The 16,065-nt window shown below is 56.7% G+C and carries 12 protein-coding genes and 2 pseudogenes; 2 read left to right on the forward strand and 12 right to left on the reverse strand.

The window, feature by feature from the left end:
- Window positions 1-311: 311 nt before the first annotated feature.
- The 6 genes and pseudogenes from GGR00_RS26440 to GGR00_RS26465 all read right to left on the reverse strand — a co-directional run.
- Complete coding sequence (locus tag GGR00_RS26440) at window positions 312-770, reverse strand: SRPBCC family protein (RefSeq protein WP_184702376.1); 459 nt, start codon at window positions 768-770, stop codon at window positions 312-314.
- Window positions 771-807: 37 nt separating this feature from the next.
- Window positions 808-3,111: a xanthine dehydrogenase family protein molybdopterin-binding subunit gene (locus tag GGR00_RS26445; protein ID WP_184702378.1), complete on the reverse strand. Its 2,304-nt coding sequence runs from the start codon at window positions 3,109-3,111 to the stop codon at window positions 808-810.
- Window positions 3,095-3,601, reverse strand: a complete 507-nt coding sequence (locus tag GGR00_RS26450; protein WP_377863483.1) for a (2Fe-2S)-binding protein — start codon at window positions 3,599-3,601, stop codon at window positions 3,095-3,097. Before GGR00_RS26450 ends, GGR00_RS26445 begins: the two co-directional genes overlap by 17 nt.
- Window positions 3,598-4,509 carry an FAD binding domain-containing protein gene (locus GGR00_RS26455; RefSeq protein ID WP_184702380.1) on the reverse strand — a complete coding sequence of 304 codons (912 nt, stop codon included), beginning with the start codon at window positions 4,507-4,509 and terminating at the stop codon, window positions 3,598-3,600. The genes GGR00_RS26450 and GGR00_RS26455 overlap by 4 nt, the downstream gene beginning before the upstream one ends.
- A gap of 97 nt (window positions 4,510-4,606) precedes the next feature.
- A complete protein-coding gene (locus tag GGR00_RS26460) occupies window positions 4,607-5,587 on the reverse strand; it encodes an ABC transporter substrate-binding protein (protein WP_184702382.1) in 981 nt (326 codons plus the stop codon).
- A gap of 178 nt (window positions 5,588-5,765) precedes the next feature.
- Window positions 5,766-6,191 (reverse strand): annotated as a pseudogene (locus GGR00_RS26465) (Fic/DOC family N-terminal domain-containing protein); the annotation flags it as partial.
- Here GGR00_RS26465 and GGR00_RS26470 point away from each other — a divergent pair.
- Complete coding sequence (locus GGR00_RS26470) at window positions 6,192-6,443, forward strand: nucleotidyl transferase AbiEii/AbiGii toxin family protein (protein WP_425488818.1); 252 nt, start codon at window positions 6,192-6,194, stop codon at window positions 6,441-6,443.
- A gap of 98 nt (window positions 6,444-6,541) precedes the next feature.
- Here the strand turns inward: GGR00_RS26470 and GGR00_RS26475 are convergent, their stop codons facing one another.
- Window positions 6,542-6,868: a GYD domain-containing protein gene (locus tag GGR00_RS26475; protein ID WP_184702384.1), complete on the reverse strand. Its 327-nt coding sequence runs from the start codon at window positions 6,866-6,868 to the stop codon at window positions 6,542-6,544.
- Window positions 6,869-7,371: 503 nt separating this feature from the next.
- Here GGR00_RS26475 and GGR00_RS26485 point away from each other — a divergent pair.
- A complete protein-coding gene (locus tag GGR00_RS26485) occupies window positions 7,372-8,109 on the forward strand; it encodes a copper chaperone (protein WP_343065652.1) in 738 nt (245 codons plus the stop codon).
- 474 nt (window positions 8,110-8,583) lie between these two features.
- Here GGR00_RS26485 and GGR00_RS26490 read toward each other — a convergent pair whose 3' ends face one another.
- The 5 genes and pseudogenes from GGR00_RS26490 to GGR00_RS26510 all read right to left on the reverse strand — a co-directional run.
- Window positions 8,584-11,160 (reverse strand): putative bifunctional diguanylate cyclase/phosphodiesterase, encoded by a 2,577-nt coding sequence (locus tag GGR00_RS26490; RefSeq protein WP_343065653.1) that lies wholly within the window; start codon window positions 11,158-11,160, stop codon window positions 8,584-8,586.
- Window positions 11,161-12,942: 1,782 nt separating this feature from the next.
- Complete coding sequence (locus tag GGR00_RS26495) at window positions 12,943-13,851, reverse strand: ankyrin repeat domain-containing protein (protein ID WP_281389322.1); 909 nt, start codon at window positions 13,849-13,851, stop codon at window positions 12,943-12,945.
- Between the two features lie 445 nt (window positions 13,852-14,296).
- Window positions 14,297-15,283: an ABC transporter substrate-binding protein gene (locus GGR00_RS26500; protein ID WP_055976281.1), complete on the reverse strand. Its 987-nt coding sequence runs from the start codon at window positions 15,281-15,283 to the stop codon at window positions 14,297-14,299.
- Between the two features lie 41 nt (window positions 15,284-15,324).
- On the reverse strand, window positions 15,325-15,900 hold the full coding sequence (gene gfa / locus GGR00_RS26505) for an S-(hydroxymethyl)glutathione synthase (protein WP_184702390.1): 576 nt from the start codon (window positions 15,898-15,900) through the stop codon (window positions 15,325-15,327).
- A gap of 49 nt (window positions 15,901-15,949) precedes the next feature.
- A pseudogene (locus GGR00_RS26510) lies at window positions 15,950-16,065 on the reverse strand (S-(hydroxymethyl)glutathione dehydrogenase); the annotation flags it as partial.

The following is a 16,065-nucleotide window of genomic DNA, read 5'->3' on the forward strand; positions in this document are numbered from 1 at the left end:
CACCGCATAAGAGCGGACTGGCTGTATTGGGAGCGGACGTCAGAAGTCTTACAGGTGACCGCATCGCGACCGTAAACTGCGAGGGACGCCTCCCCACCACTAGCAGACATCTATTGCTTCTGGGTTACCCACATTCGCGTGGACCACGGAAGCACTCGCGACGCAGTAGCCGTGCCCTAGTGCTAACCGGGGACGGCTGGACGCTCGACAGAGCGGTGCCTCATTTGGTTATGCATCCAACGTCGAGCGTTGGTCGTCAACAACCTCATGCTGACCGGACCGCTTGCTGGTAGTGAGGCCCGGTCAGGACTTCATGCCGGCACCGCTGCCTTTGAAACCACCTCAGACGCAAACCGCTCGAAAAACTCACCGGCAAGTTTTTTAGACGTGGAATCGATTAGCCTTGATCCCAATTGGGCCAATTTGCCCCCGATGTCTGCCTTCGCCGTATAGACCAACATAGTGCCGCCTTCAGCGTCCCTGAGATGAACGTCAGCGCCGCCTTTCGCAAAACCGGCAACACCGCCTTGCCCCTCTCCCACGATACTATAGCCCTCCATCGGAATGATATTGCTGAAAGTAACTTTGCCCGAAAAACTGGCCTTGATTGGTCCAATCCGAAGGACAGATTTAGCTGCTAAGGAACCGTCTTCCTGCTTTTCCAAAAATGTGCACCCAGGGATACAATCCTTCAGCACTGTTATATCATTCAACGCATTCCAAACGACCTCTCTGGGAGCAGGAATAAGTTGTTCTCCAGTCATGTCCATCGCAATTACCTCAAGTAGAGTGTTGGATTTCTGGTGGTCAGTGCGCTTCGCTTTCCTTGGACTGCTCCATCAATTGCCATACGGCACAGGGAGTGAGCGGCAGGCGGGTTGGTTGAACTCCAAAAGACGACAGCGCGTCGGCTATGGCATTCCCGATGACCGCAGCAACCGGCGCGATTGCATCTTCACCGACACCCTTCACGCCCATGGGGTTGCGATCGGTACGGGTCAGATCGAGAGAAATAGCGCGTATGTTCGGATAGTCCGTTGATGTCGGCAGCAGGTAATCTGCCAAGGAGCCGGTGAGAAACTGCGCGTTGTCATCGTAAGATAACTGCTCCAGAAAGACCCCCCCGAGTCCTTGCACGATGGCCCCTATTTTCTGGCCATGGACAAGAAGGGGATTTATCATCTTTCCGACATCTTCAACGGCGACGTATTCGATGACCTCTACATGGCCTGTTCGTATGTCGACGGCCACATGTGCTGCATGAGTTCCATAACCATATGGCTTCCGCTTTGTGCCAAAAGTGCCATCGGCCTCCGCAGTTTTGGGCAGCACACGGGCAAGATCTGCCAAAGCTATAGGGTCTTTGGCAGCAGTCACAAAAATCCCATTTCGATACTGGATGTTGTCGGCGTTGCACTCAAACAAGCTGGCAGCTTCTGCCTTGAGCAGAGATATTAGCTTTTCCGCTGCATCGGCAATCGCATTCCCACCCATGATTATTGAACGCGAATGAAAAGACCCAAACCCCTCATCGAGCAAGGTTGTGGACCCGTGATGGATGCTCACACTCTCAATTGGAACTTCCAGGGCATCGGCACAGATCTGCGAGAAACCAGTTTCTATCCCTTGGCCGAGGGCCGATGAGCCTATGAAAACAGATATGCGACCGTTTGGTTCAAGTCGGATTCGACAATTTTCTTTTGGCCCCGCGCCACTGCTGTCGATGAAACTGCCAAACCCTATCCCGTGATATCGGCCGTCGACTTCCCTGCCACGCAGAGCTGCCTTTTGTTCCCATCCTATTTCTGAGGCGCAGCGCCGAAGAACGGTGGGATGGTCGCCAAGATCGTATGAGGCGTCCTGCTCATAGGGGACCAGATTGCCCGTCGAGTATGGCAGTTGATCCGGCCTCAACAAATTGCGAAGACGGAAAGAGATCGGATCGATCCCCAGATCTCGTGCTGCGATATCAAACAGCCGTTCTCGCGCAAAACTGGACTCGAAACGACCGGGACCTCGGTAGCTCCCTGACGGCGTCTTGTTGGTCGCCAGCGAGAGGACATCGATGCTCAATGCGGAAATATCATAGGGCCCAGGCATAAACTGGGCAGCTCGGGACGCGAGGATCCCACCGGTTGTCCCGACATAGGCCCCCAGATCCGCAATGACTTGCCCACGGAGACCCAGGACCTTGCCCTGTGCATCGCACGCGACCTCGAGTTCACATTCGAACTCTCTGGAATGGTTTGTCGCCATCAAATGTTCGCGTCTGTCTTCGGACCATTTGATAGGTCGCTGTAGGTGACGTGCCGCAAAGGGTATCAAAAAGTCTTCTGGATAGAATTCCCCGCGAACGCCAAAACCACCGCCGACGTCTAACTCGATTAGATCTACGCTCTTATCGGGAAGACCCAGCATTCCGGCGAGAACATGACGATTGAAGAAAGGGACCTTTGCCGCGCCCCAAACCGACATGTGACCCTTGCTTTCGTTCCACTCCGCGACTAGGCCGCGCATCTCCATGGGGACAGCCGTATGCCGTTGAACGTAGAACGTTTCCTTCCGTTTATAGGGTGCGCGGGAAAAAACGCCGGCCGCGTCTCCACGGTCTATCGTGTATTGAAATGCTATGTTTGATCCCAAGTCCTCATGCATTGGTGCCTGGGCGCGAAGGCTGTCTCGTGAAGAGGCAATCGGCGCCAATTCGTCGATCTCAATCTGAATAAGTTCTGCTGCGTCTTCAGCGACAGCTTGGCTCTCGGCTATGATCACCGCCACAGGTTCGCCCACATAGCGAACTCTATCCTTCGCGATTACAGGTTGTTGAAAGGGTGTAGCCTCTTCAAACGCGGCGATGCGAAAAGGGATGCGAGGAATTTCGAGGCCGAGGTCGTTGGCGCTCAACACTGCAAGCACACCATGCAGTTCTTGGGCTGCAGTGGCATCAATAGCGAGCAGCCGCCCGTGCGCGACGGGACTGCGAACGATCACGGCACACGCCATGTTTGGCCTATGACAATCATCGACAAACGTACCGTTCCCCGTCAGTAGACGGAAGTCTTCAACACGTGGTAGCGGTTGACCGACGTAGCGGCTATTCTTCAATTGCATAGTGATCTCGGCTGGCTGCGGACAAGCGATCTCGTGCTTTTGCGATGGCCGTCACGATCGGGATGTACCCGGTACAGCGGCAAATATGACCTGAGAGGACCTCACGGATACGGTCGTTACTGGCCTCGGGCTCGGTGTTTAAAAGCGCTTGCGCACTCATGAGGATGCCAGGAGTGCAAAAACCGCATTGTAAGGCGTGGTTCGCCCGAAACTCTTCCTGGATTGCCGAAAGGCAGTCGTCACTTGCCAAACCTTCGACGGTTTCCACCAGACGATCTTCAGCTTGCACTGCCAGTACCAGGCACGACCTCACGGCTTCGCCGTCCATCATTACGGTGCATGCGCCGCAGACGCCATGTTCACAACCAACATGGGTGCCGGTAAATGAAAGGTCATGACGGAGGCAGTCAGCGAGACTCCTACGAGGTTCTACAGACACGTGAACTTCTCGTCCGTTGACCTTGAAGGCTATATCCATTGGCTGTTTCAACGGACTTCTCCTCGCTTGTCGAAGGCATCGGCAAGAGCACGTTCAACAAGCACTCCCAGCAATGCGCGCCGATACTCCGATGATGCCTGGATGTCCGACGGGGGATCGATCATGTCCAATTTGGCCGCCGCAGCACCAACCGCTGCAAACGTCTTCAGATCGGGCAACGCCCCATCCAACATCGATTGCAAAGGCGTAAGGTTAACCGGGCGATCGTCTACTCCAAACGCAACTACTCGTGGAGAGTCGATCCGACCTTGTTTTAGCTCAAAATGCACAGCAACGCCGGAAATCGCAAAATCTCCGCTGCGTCGAGCGAACTCTTTGAAGGACCAGCACCTGGTTTCGGGCCAACTCGGAAGATGGACGCGGGTGATTATCTCGTCTTCCGACAGATCAGTCGTTAGCATTCCGTGGAAGAAATCTGCGGCCGAGATTAGCCTTGACCCACCGGTTCCTTGGACTTGGATCTGGCCCTCGTGAATGAGGACGAGAGCAGGAAATTCAGCCGCAGGATCTGCGTGTGCCAAACTGCCCCCAATCGTTCCGCGATTGCGAATTTGATAGTGGGCGATGTGCTCCACTCCCGCGACCAGCAAGGGGTAGCTGCGACGAAGCTCGAGGTCCTTCTCGATGTCGACCCAGCGCAATCTGCTCCCCATGGTAAGGCCACGTTCGCTGCATTTTGCGGTGTTCAAATCTGGTATGCGACAAATATCGACCAAAGCAGCCGGGGCCAGTAGGCGAAAGGCTAGCATCGGCAAAAGGCTTTGTCCGCCAGAGATGATCTTGGCTTCACCTCCATAGTCTTCAAGCAGCTTTATGGCGGCTTCGATCGTATCTGGGCGGTGATACTCGAACGGGGCAGGCTTCACTCGTTTGACCTTTCTAGGGTCGTGTCCTGTCAACGCCCACGCCCTCACGTCGCCAAGCATTAACACTGAACGAAAGCGGTCAGCTCAGGGGATCTCGACCGGATCTCCTGAGCTCAGCGACCCCACGTCACTACTTTTGCAGCAGCGCGTTGGTATAGAATTCGGAAAGTGGTTTCTGTACGGCCGAGCTTCCCTCATCAAGAAGCTTCAAGGCGGCGGCAATCGACTTCTCGTCGACCCAGCCAACTGGGTGTTCGGCGCCGGCGGGAATAGAGGCAGACGTTGCTTCAATCTGCTTAAGAACAACCGCATCAGCTGGGCCATTCGGCCAAACAGCCTTCAGAGCAGTCACTGCCGTCTGGGGCTCGGTTCGTGTCTGTTCGATCGCAATTGCTGTGGAAGCAAGGAATTTCTTGAGAATGTCCGATTTGTTCGAGATCCCGTTGTCGCTTGCCACTACTGCCATGCCGGGTACATTCAGGCCATACTTGACTTGGTCGAGCACTGAGAAAGTCTTGCCAGTTTTCGCCTCAAGGATGGGGAGATCGTTGGTTTTATAGGCAGCAATTACGTCAATCTGATTGGTCAAGAACTGAGAGACGCGTGCCTGGACATCGATCTGCACTTTCTTGATTTTGCTGCAGTCGATATCGTTGATCTCGCAAAAGACGCCGAGATAAGTCGTTCCGGTTTCGCCGATGGGCGCTGCGATTGTCTTGCCTTCAAGATCCTTGGGCGTATTGAGCGGCTGCTCTGGATGCGACACCAGAACGGTTGGCGCTGCAGGTTGGTAAAGAGCTACGATCTTGATCGGCATGCCCTTCTGAATTGCGGATATTGCAAATATTCCAGGAAGAACAATCAGGTCGTCCTGACCTTGGATCAGTGATCCGAGCGCGGCCTGAGAACTCGCGCCTTCCCCAAAGGTGGTCGAAAGGCCGGCTTGCGAATACACGCCTTTTTCCTGGCCTAGGTAGAAGAAGCCGTATTCGCCTTTCAACTTATAGCTAAAGCGGACGTTCACGTCATCGGCCGCAAGAGTTTGACTCGCACTGAAGATTGCGTTGAGGCCTATGATCCCGACCGCAATTCGATTGATAAGGCGCTTCATGCGCTTGCTCCCCTTCGTTGCTGATATACCCAAGTGTGAATTGTCAGTATCAGTTCCCAGAACAGGGTAGCGTTATAATTTTGATCCCTATTCTTGATCTCAGTATGTGATCACACTACAGGCGTGTCAAGCACGAATGCTTACCTAGGGTCAGCACCACACCGCTCTAACGGGAGAGCTTCGTGCCGCCGCGACCGCTTTGCAGGAGCCGCGCGTGCATCTCGCGGATCAGGCGCAATGATAGCGGCAGCTCTTCCAGCCGCTCCACACCTCGCGAATGTCGTCGATCGGTTCCCGGTCTGCGCCTCGGTCTCGAAGCGCAGGAGATCGGTCAGTGTGCCTGCGCGCCTCCAATCTGGGACGACAGCACCGCCTCCTTACGCACGTACATGTAGAGGAAGAGTTCCTGGCGCGGCAGTAGCATGGTAATACCGTCCAGTCGCCCGAGCGCACGTTCGGCGAGGCTCAGCCGGTCGAGAAGTGCCAGCATGTCGATCTGCGGTTTCGGCGGTAGTGGCGGCGGAACGAAGGCGCGCACGATCTCACCCGCAACCGGGGTTTCGGCGTATCTGCCAAGGCGCTGATTAGGGTCAGAATCGCTCATGTGGGCATCGTCATCACCAAGCTCGTGGTTCGCAGCGATAGCGCGCAGGTCCTGCGAGGCAGCGTAGTCGAACCCGACTTACGTCCGGTCTCCTCTGGCGTCCAAGATGAGTTTGGTTTCGCGGAGATGCGGATCGTCTCCTTTCCGGATCTCTACGCCGGGAAGATCGTCGCCGCGTTCGACCGGCTGCATCAACGTGACCTCTTCGACGCGCGCGACCTCTTGGCGCGGGCACCAGACCTTACCTGCTAAAACGCATGCGGAAGGTTGTACCGCCACGCCGCGGCTTTGAGCAGACGTTGTTACGCTTGCCAACGGGTGTGATCGCGCCAGCGCAAATCCGTTTTTGGTCACGCCCCCGGTTGTCGGTAACCCACCGTTTTGGCGCGGGTGAGGGCTTCTAAAGTTTCCTCTACCGTGAGCAGCGGCGTTGTCTCAAATTTCGAAAGCGCGCCACCGCCCCCAATGGCAATGCACACGGCGGCCATCGAGACATTGTCGGGCGCTTCCCACAGATTATACCCGTCATGCTCGCCGAACGCGTACCAAAAGCCGTGCAGGTTCCCGCCAACGGATTCGATGTACTTGCGGGCGGCATCACGGCGGTCTTCCGGGTTCTGGACAAGTCGGGCCCAAGTTTCCGGCATGTAGCTGAAGCGTGTTAGGTAGAGTGTCACGGTGGGTTCCTCCGTTCCTGGCTAAAACATTCTACACCAAAATCGATGCGCGGCTGACCGCTTTGGGGCCGATACCGAAAGACCAGCTTTCGGGTTTGGTATTCAAGAGAGGACTTTCAGATCTCTGCGAGCAGCGTAGCTTCTAATACGGACAACTTGCGTCCTGGGCACCGGACGAATGAAATGGGCATCGCCGCGTCATTGCTGCGGCCATAAATTTCTGAGATCGTTCTTTGAGGCAGGTGCGCTCTTCGCCGCCACAAGCCGCCATTGATTTTGCGGAGCTGTCGACACTGGGAATAGATTCGGCTGCTCAAGAAGGAGCGCATCGATGGATGAATGCCGAATTGGAGATGTCTGGGTAACCAGAATTTTGGAGATGTGTGAGCCCTGCGCACACCGTCGGAATAGTTCCCCGACAGCACTGAGGAAGCAATCAACCACATCTCCATTGGCTCACACCTCGGTCGATATCCCCTGCTACCGGCCGCATTATTCTCCCCATTCAGAGCTATCTGGTTCGTACCAGGCACCACACCATTCTTGTCGATGGTTGCGTTGGCAACAATAAGTCCTGCAAGGACTTTGCGCACTGGCATGGCCGCCACGTCGGCACTTTTCTGGATCGATTGGCAACAGCCGGTGTTGTGCCGGAACAGATTGATTATGTCCTTCGTGCCCATCTTCATGCCGACCATTGCAGCTGGAATACGCGATTGGTGGAAGGGCGTTGGGTCCCAACATTTGCGAATGCCCGCTACGTCATACTCGTCTGGGCGGCGGCTGGCCTTCTCGTGTATGTCCTGGTCCAGTTCGGCAGCGAGCTTGCGGCGAGCCTCGATCCCCCTCAGCGGTCGAAATGGGCGCCGCTCGCGCTCGGTGCAACGCTTGGCATCGCCGGCCTCTACCAGTTCACATCCCTCAAGCACATTTGCCTCAGCCATTGCCGTTCACCCTTCGCGTTCGTTGCGCAGTACTGGCGCGACGGCCGGGCCGGCGCGCTTGAGATGAGGCTACGCCACGGTGTCTATTGCTTTGGGTGCTGCTGGGCGCTGTTTGCCGTGCTGGTTGCGGCCGGCGTCATGAGCGTCGCCTGGATGCTGCTTCTGACACTGGTCGTCTTCGTCGAAAAGCTGCAGCCGCATGGTCGCCGCTTCGAAAGTGCTTTGGGCATTGCGCTCGTGGGGCTCGGGATCGTCGTATCGCTCGGGGCGACTGAGATGCCTTGGATGAGTGGTTAGGGCCATCCCGCCGCGCCAAAGTCGCTCGCTTCCCAATCCGGCGCGAACTCGCCTCGCCGCGATAGTCCTTGGGAAACGCATCGCCATTATAGAAGGCGATCTGCATGGTGGATGAATGCGCCTGCAGCAGTATGTCTGGCGCAAGAACCTTTTCTTTGAGTCGGGACGCTCGCCCGCATAGGCCGGGTCTTCGTAGGCGCCGGGATAATACCACGGCCACCCATAGAACCCACCCTGCCGGAGGTGATGAAGTCTGGCACCAGGTTCGGACGTATGAACGTGCGGGACATTCGCTCGCGTCTGGGGGCTCGCCCATGTAGTCGTATCAACTCGCCAATCCGGCCGAGGCGGGAAAGTGGGAGCATCGGAACGACGACAATCTGCTGAAGACCCTTGGTGCGCGAAACAGATACATTGCGCCGCTTCGGCATCCGCTACGGATTAATTAGCTGTGCCTGAGTAGCATCCGAGATACTATCCTCGTCCCGGGAGGCGAGAGTCTCCTGTGGCCCGCCAGATCATGTCGGCGTCGACTTTTTCCAAGGCCGCCAATTCAGTCCCCCGCGCGGTTGGCCGGCCTATGAAAAACCCCTGCACCGCGTCGCATCCCAAGGTACGGATACAGTCGAATTCCTGGCGGGTCTCGATGCCTTCCGCCGTAACCTGCATCCCCATCGCAGCGGCGATGTCCACTACCGACTTTACGATGGCTATTGATTGTGGATTGGCGTCGATCCCCTTTACGAACGAGCGGTCGATTTTCACGCGGGTGAACGGGAAGGTCCTGAGATAGGAAAGCGAAGAATAGCCGACCCCGAAATCGTCGAGAGCAATCTTTACGCCCATGTTCCTTAGCGAATGGAGCAGCGCTAGGTTGCGCTCGCTGCCCTGCAGGAGCACTGATTCGGTGATCTCGAGTTCAAGACGCGGGGGAGCAACCCCACTCTTGGCAAGGGCCGCGCGCACGGTATGCTGCAACCCCTCGCCCCGGAACTGGCAGGGCGACAGGTTCACTGCCACGCTGATGCGGTCGGGCCAGTTTCCTGCAGACCTGAGCGCTTCGTCGAGGACCCACCCGCCAATGTCGGCTATGGCGCCGGTTTCCTCAATGACGGGTATGAATTCGTCAGGCGGAACCATCCCGCGCTCAGGGTGGCGCCAGCGGATCAAAGTCTCAAAGCCGCGGACACTGTTGTCGCGCAGGCTAAGGATCGGCTGGTAAACCGTCTCGAATTGATGTTTCGGGAGGGCCTTGGCGAGATCCGCCTTCAGGGACTGCATGCGCAGTAGTTCGACTTCCATTTCCTGCTCGAAGAAGTGGAACCTTCCGGGGTCGTGGGCCTTTGCGCTAAAGAGCGCGATGTCGGCCTTCTTGAAGACCTCGTCCGGGTCTCGGCCATTGTCCGGCGCGAGCGCTATGCCCATGCTCGCACGCATCTCGATGGGCCCGACCGATACCTCAAACGGGTCCGCTATCGCGACGACAACCCGCTCGGCGAAGGCCTCGGCCTCCTTCCGCCCTCCACCGACGATGACGGCGAACTCATCACCGCCGAGCCTCGCGACGAGGGCGTCGCCGGCGCAGCCAAGCATCCTCTCGCCAAAGCGGACAAGAACCTCGTCGCCTACAGGATGACCGTGCGTGTCGTTCACCTCCTTGAAGGTATCCAGGTCGAACACGATGACCGCCACGGATTCGGAGGCCACCTTCTCCCGCAGCCTCTCCCGAAATACGACACGGTTGTTCAGTCCTGTCAGCGAGTCCGTCATTGCGAGGCGGTGGATTTCTTCTCGGCTCCGCCGCCTTTCGGTAATGTCCCTGAAAAAAATGGTCAGCTTGTCGGTGGAGGGATAGGCGTGCACCTCGAGCCATTTGCCGAGTGCTAGCAGGCGGCCTTCCAATTGGACTGGTTCCTGAGTGTCCACAGCTCTCCGATAGGCTTGATGGAAAGCCCCGCCGACCTCCTCAGGAAACAGATCCCAAAGGTTCGCTCCAGGCTTTAGCCCGGCATGCCCCAGCAAGCTGGCCGCCCTGCCGTTCACGTAGGTTAGAATCCAATTGGGGTCTAGAACGATCACGCTGTCCGTCGTGCTTTCGAGAACGGAGGAGAGCTCTTCCCGACTTGCATGGGCAGCGATCTTAAGTTCGCGCTCGCCCCGAAGGACGAGGTGCTCCCGCACGCCGATAAGGAAAGGCAACGCGATGGCAGCCGTGCCTGACAGCCACAACATAGCGCCGACGCGTTCCTGCGTGGCCAGCCACGCTACAGCCACAATTCCGACTGCCAGCGCCGGAACTAGGGCCTCAGCGGCCCACCGCCGCCCGGCATTGGCTTCGACCGGGGCAGCGCGGAGCCTTGCTATGTGTTCGGTAGCCGCCCATGAGATCATGAGATAAGACGCCAGCCAAAGCGCATCGTATTCCATGCCAACGGTATAGCCCCCGTCCAGCTCCGACAGGCCGTAGAATAGGTCGGCTGATGCGTGAAGCGTTGCGGCAATCACTAGAAGGCGTGTGGCTGGGCGTCGCCTGGCAGAGGCATGGAGGGCTAGGCAAGTTAGGCCGAACGCCGCGGCGGCGAATCCACAAACAGGATACAGGAACGCGACGGCCTTCCCAAAACCGGGAAGCGGCGACGCTTCGAGGTGCCCACGGAACGCAATCAACAAAGCAAGAGAGACGGCGCTTGCGGCGATGGCAAAGTCGCAGACCTTGACTAGGCTGATGGCGCGCTCGCCTACCGTGTAGCGGAACATGCCAACCACGAAGAACAGGCAGGCAAACAGGTAAGCAGCGTCACCGGGACCGGGGAATGCGGCAAGGTTGGCGTTCCACACGATCGTCCCGGCGGCCCAGAGCAGGCAGCCCGCTGCAAGGTTTCCCCATGCTTGCCTATCTGTTCTCTGCGAGCGCATGCTCGCCCAAAGGCATAGCATGCCCGCTAGCGCGGGCGACAGGATCCATCCGGACATCGCCCAATGACCACGGGCGTCGGTGCCCATCTCCAACAGGTCAGGTCCCAATTGGAACGCTGCGGATGCGGCAATCACCAACAGCACTCCGGCGATGCTTCGTCCTACAGCGGCCATCGAGGTTAACCCTCCGGATCCGAGCCAGTTCCACGCCTTTGCAAGGGAGGTGAACAAGAGCTTAATAAGCAGGAGTCTGAACGGTGAAGCCTGCGACGGCCACAAGGGGCGAGGTCGTTCCGATCCAGGCACCCGTCAAACACATGGGTGAAAAACCAAGTTTCACGATGTGTACCTTCTGAGTTCGGCTCCGCACCTTTGACAACCACGCGACTGGAACCTGCCAACACGATCAGTATGAGCGTGTCACGCCGCCGCGGAGCCAGCATGATTCCACATGATTGTTACATTCATCGAATACGGATGCGCCTCAACGTTGACAAGACCCGGACTTTTAACCTCTTGTCTGCAGCCTCTTCTCAATTTCACAATATTCTTTTCTATTCAACAACATAGAAGTTCGCATTTCCATCGAATTGGCTGCATCATCCGGTAGTCTTCGGTCCTGATATGAATTGGTCATGTAAGAGATCCGTTCAGTTTCCAAGTCCGGTAATCCGCGTCCGACATGCGGCCTGTAGTTTAGTCAGGCGTTTGAAGGCTCGGGAGACGAGTTCTTTGCGGCCGTCGCGAAGACGGATGTCGAAAGCATCGTATTTAAGCGCCGCGCCAGTATTTACCACAACGGCCCGTCCTCAGATCGGATGAAAAAAAGACGTACATACATCACAGCCAAATTCGTGATGATCGGCTACGAGAGCAAGCGAGGTCCGGCCCCGTCGCTTCTACTGGACGAAGAAACAGAAGCCCGTCCGCGCTATGAAGGCCATCAAATAATTACGGTGCTGAACTTAAAGGGAAGTTTTCGCGAGATTTTTTCCGTGGTTTCAGCATCACTCAAGACCAATCGCCTTTCCGGTCGAGTTTCGTGCCGGTATGTCCTTCGTATCGTCAGCTCCCCATCGTCAGCATCTCCACACCCTCGCGAACAGGCGAATTTGAGGTTCATCGAACATCCTCCAACCACGGGTGATACACATGACTAAGAAGCCAAGCCGCGCACGTGTCCTGATGATGCCCTAACGCCGAAGCGGCTGGCGCCGATCCCTAAGGACATCTCCATCCTCGGCTTCAACGACCTCGACATCGCCAAATACTTTCGGCCGGCGCTCTGCCATGGGCGCGATCCGTTGATGTGCTCGTCGATGCGATTTCCGGAAAGCCGCTTGCGTGTACTGCTCCGCTACCGATCGAGTTCGTCACGAACAAAGTACTGGCACCGCGCCAAACACGCCTCGCGGTCGAATAAGGGTATAGCCCGGTCAAAGGCCAATACGGCTTGAACCCTCACTGTTAGGGCGGTGCTAGATTTTCTGGACAACCTCCCCCGTCTCTCGATGACCTGTCGATGTCGCATTGCCGACTGATCCACAGAGATCACGATGCCTCCTGGCTTTCGTGAGCTCTGCCCAATTCGATTGCGCGCCGAGTGTTCCATCGAATTTCTGACCGTCGCGTTCGGGGCCGCGAGCCGCCTGTCCGCAATCAGGGTGAGTTCAGCGAATAGCTGCCAATCGGTTGCGGACCTAATCGCATTACGAACATTCAATCGGTTCCCGCAAGCTGCCGTCGGCAAATTGCGCCACTCTTCGGGTACAGTCCGCAGCGCCTCGTCAAACGCATTTGACGGCCACCGCCGATCAGTACGCCTTGCCATAATAGTTGGTGCCGTAGGTAAAGCGACCGGACGCGACCACCCCGACAAGCATCGCCGTTTGATCTTAGGCTTGGCTCAGACAGGACTCAATTGTCGGGAAGCGGCAGCGGTGTGTCACTCAAGGTCCGCAGGTAAGCGATGAGGTCCGCTCGCTGCTCCTCGTCGTGCAGGCCCGGGAAAGTCATATCTGTCCCAGGCAATGTGAGCGCGGGGTTTGAGATAAAGAAATTCAGTTCCTCAAAGGTCCAATCGCCACCAGCGTCCTTTAGACTTGACGAATACTGGACATCGCTTTCCGATGCCTTTCGCCGTCCTACTATTCCCCACAGATTGGCTCGTCCGGGGACCTGGACCCCTGGCGCTGAAAGATGACAAGCGCCGCACGTTCTATCGAAAAGTTCTTTGCCCGATCCCGCGTTTGCCGATGCAAGTCGTGACGAAATTGGATCAATGGAAGGTCGTCCGGCGCCATGACTATGCAAGTAGGCCACGACATCGGCGTGACCACTAAGCTTGGCCAAATGTATGGGCGGACTTCCATTCGATGTCAGTGCATTCACATCTGCTCCAGCATCCACAAGATGGATGACACACTGAAGGCAGCCATTCTCAGCAGCCACGTGCAGCGGGGTCTGCGATTTCGCCAACTGGTTTGGATTTGCCCCACTATCGAGTAGCAGCTTCACGATGTCAGCGTGCCCGCCCTTATTGGCGGCGTAGAGTGGCGTTCTTTGCCAACTGACAGGCAGGTCAACATCTGCCCCGCGATTGATCAGAAGTTTTGCTAGCTCGGCATTTCCGTTTTCACAGGCGATATAAAGCGCCGTAACACCGTCAATTTCGTTGATGGCGGCGCCTTTGTCCAAGGCGGATGTCACCGCTGCGACATCGCCACTCCTGACAAGATCACCTAGGTTGCTCGCTTGGGCGGGCAGTGTGAGAAGCCAAAGGACCCATGTAGCCCTTACCACCCAAATGCGCCCTCGCTTGATCATTGTATCCTCCCTGACGAGAGTTCCATGACGGGCTTATCCTAGAACAAGGGCTTGCTGGCGACAACGCCCGCGCCGGCGGATGAGATTTGGGATACTTGGGTTGTGACCACTCCGGGGCCGGCAACGGACCGACCGCCTCCCGCAACGGGTGTGAGGAAGGGCCATTGCCGGAGTATGCCCTGAGGGAAGCATTCCTAACGGCGCCTGGGCGATACAATCCGGTCCACTACACAGCCGTTGTTGGCGGACGTAGAGCTATCACCCAGATCGGGCTCTCGGCGCTCTATGTGAAAGAGCATGCTCAGAAATCAGAACGACGCACAGCGGGCGTCGTTCTTGCAGCTTTCGGCGCTGCGGTCGCGGCTGGCTTCGGCACGCCAGTTGAGTGCGCCCAGTACTCCATACGGCTCCTGAGGAGCGAAGCAGCAAGACCCGCGAGCCTAGGCTAGCGTTCCGCCTCCAATAGAGAGTTCGTATAATATTCGGAGACGGCCTTCTTACTGGCGCCGGCCTCGGTGGAAAGTACCAAATCCTGTGCATCCGATATGACCTGGCCATCTATCCAGCCGTTGGGCTTCTCCTTGCCGTCCTGCAGAGTGAGTGAGGTTGCAATTACCGACTGCTTGATGAGATCTTCAGGGGGGGCCGCGCTCCAAGCCCTACGCAACGCGGCAGCAGCCTTCGATGGGTCCTCACGGGTCAAATCGATAGCGTCGCTTGTTGCCGCGAAGAAGCGCTTCAGCGTCTCGGAAGATTTGGTAACACTGTCGTTGCTTACTACGGCTGCAAGGCCTGGCACTGACAATCCGAATTTAGGCAGGTCGAGGACTGCAAACTTAATTCCACTTCGCTCTTCGATGAGTGGAAGATCGACGTTCGTGTAGACTGTAATCATATCAATCTTGTTTTGCAGGAACTGCGGTATCTTGACCTGAGGGTCCAATTGCACCTGATTTATCTTACTGCAATCGACCTCGTTCTTTTTGCAGAAAATACTCAGATAAGCTGTCGCAGTATCCCCCGTTGAGACGGCCAAAGATCGACCCTCCATGTCCTTTGGAGTAGCGACTGGCCGGTCAGGATGAGAAATGAAGGCAAATGGGGTTGTGGGCTGGTAGAGTGCTGCGATCTTGACTGGCACTCCCTTCTGTATTGCCGAAATGGCAAAAATCGCAGGAACGATCACCACGTCTTCGTTTCCCTGCACGAGCGAGCCAAGTGCGGCCTGAGCGCCTGCTCCTTCGCCCAACTGCACATCTAGTCCATGCTTTTCATAGACCCCTTGATCCTTGCCTAGATAGAAAAAGGCGTACTCTCCCTTCAACTTCCAGCTAAAGCGCACTTTTACCAGGTCATTTGCCGAACTGGAGTTCGATGCCAAAGCCGTTCCGAGGGCAACAAGCGCAATGGCTATTTTCTTGGCTATTTGCATTTTCGTTCCTCCCATTTCCCGATTCTCACTTTGAGAACTCCTTACCTCGTCAGCATGCCGGTCTTTCGCGCGGTCCAAGCAGCGAGGTAGTCCATCAGTGCCGGCGACAGGCAGTCATAGGGCTCGAGCCCCAGTTCCATTAGCCTTGCACGCACACCATCCATCTCGGACGGATCCACACCTGCCTCGATGATCGACGAGACGAACGCCGAAAAGCCCGGCTCTGCCCAGCCATTCTCCTGGAACCGTTCAGGGTGTATAAAATCCAGGCCCTTAAAGGCGTGATCGCGCTGAACCGGGCCATACATGTGCACGCCACAATCCTTGCACGCATGACGCTGAATGAGTGCCGAGTGATCGACCACGGCAAGCTTGTCGCCGTTCTCCAGCACGGTGATGTTTTCATGAGGCACGACTGCCACGATCGAGAACTTCGCGCCTTCTGGCTTCCAGCATTTAGTGCAACCACAGGCGTGGTTGTGGGCAACGTTCCCTTTGACGGCCACCCTTACGGGCTTGTAGACACAGGCGCATGTGAGCGTCCCGCCGCTGAAGCCTGCGATGCCGGATTTCATTCCAGCGTCCAGCGCTGGGTGTATCGATACCAAACTTGCCATTGATCCCTCCTACATTTTCGATTGCAGATTTGGCCGCTGTCTCAAGCGTTCAGTAGACGACGACGCTGCGGATGCTCTCGCCGGCATGCATCAGGTCGAAGCCCTTGTTGATGTCTTCGAGCTTGAGCGTATGCGTGATCATCGGGTCGATCTGGATCTTGCCCT

The organism is Aminobacter aganoensis, from assembly GCF_014206975.1.
GTDB classification, from domain to species: domain Bacteria; phylum Pseudomonadota; class Alphaproteobacteria; order Rhizobiales; family Rhizobiaceae; genus Aminobacter; species Aminobacter aganoensis.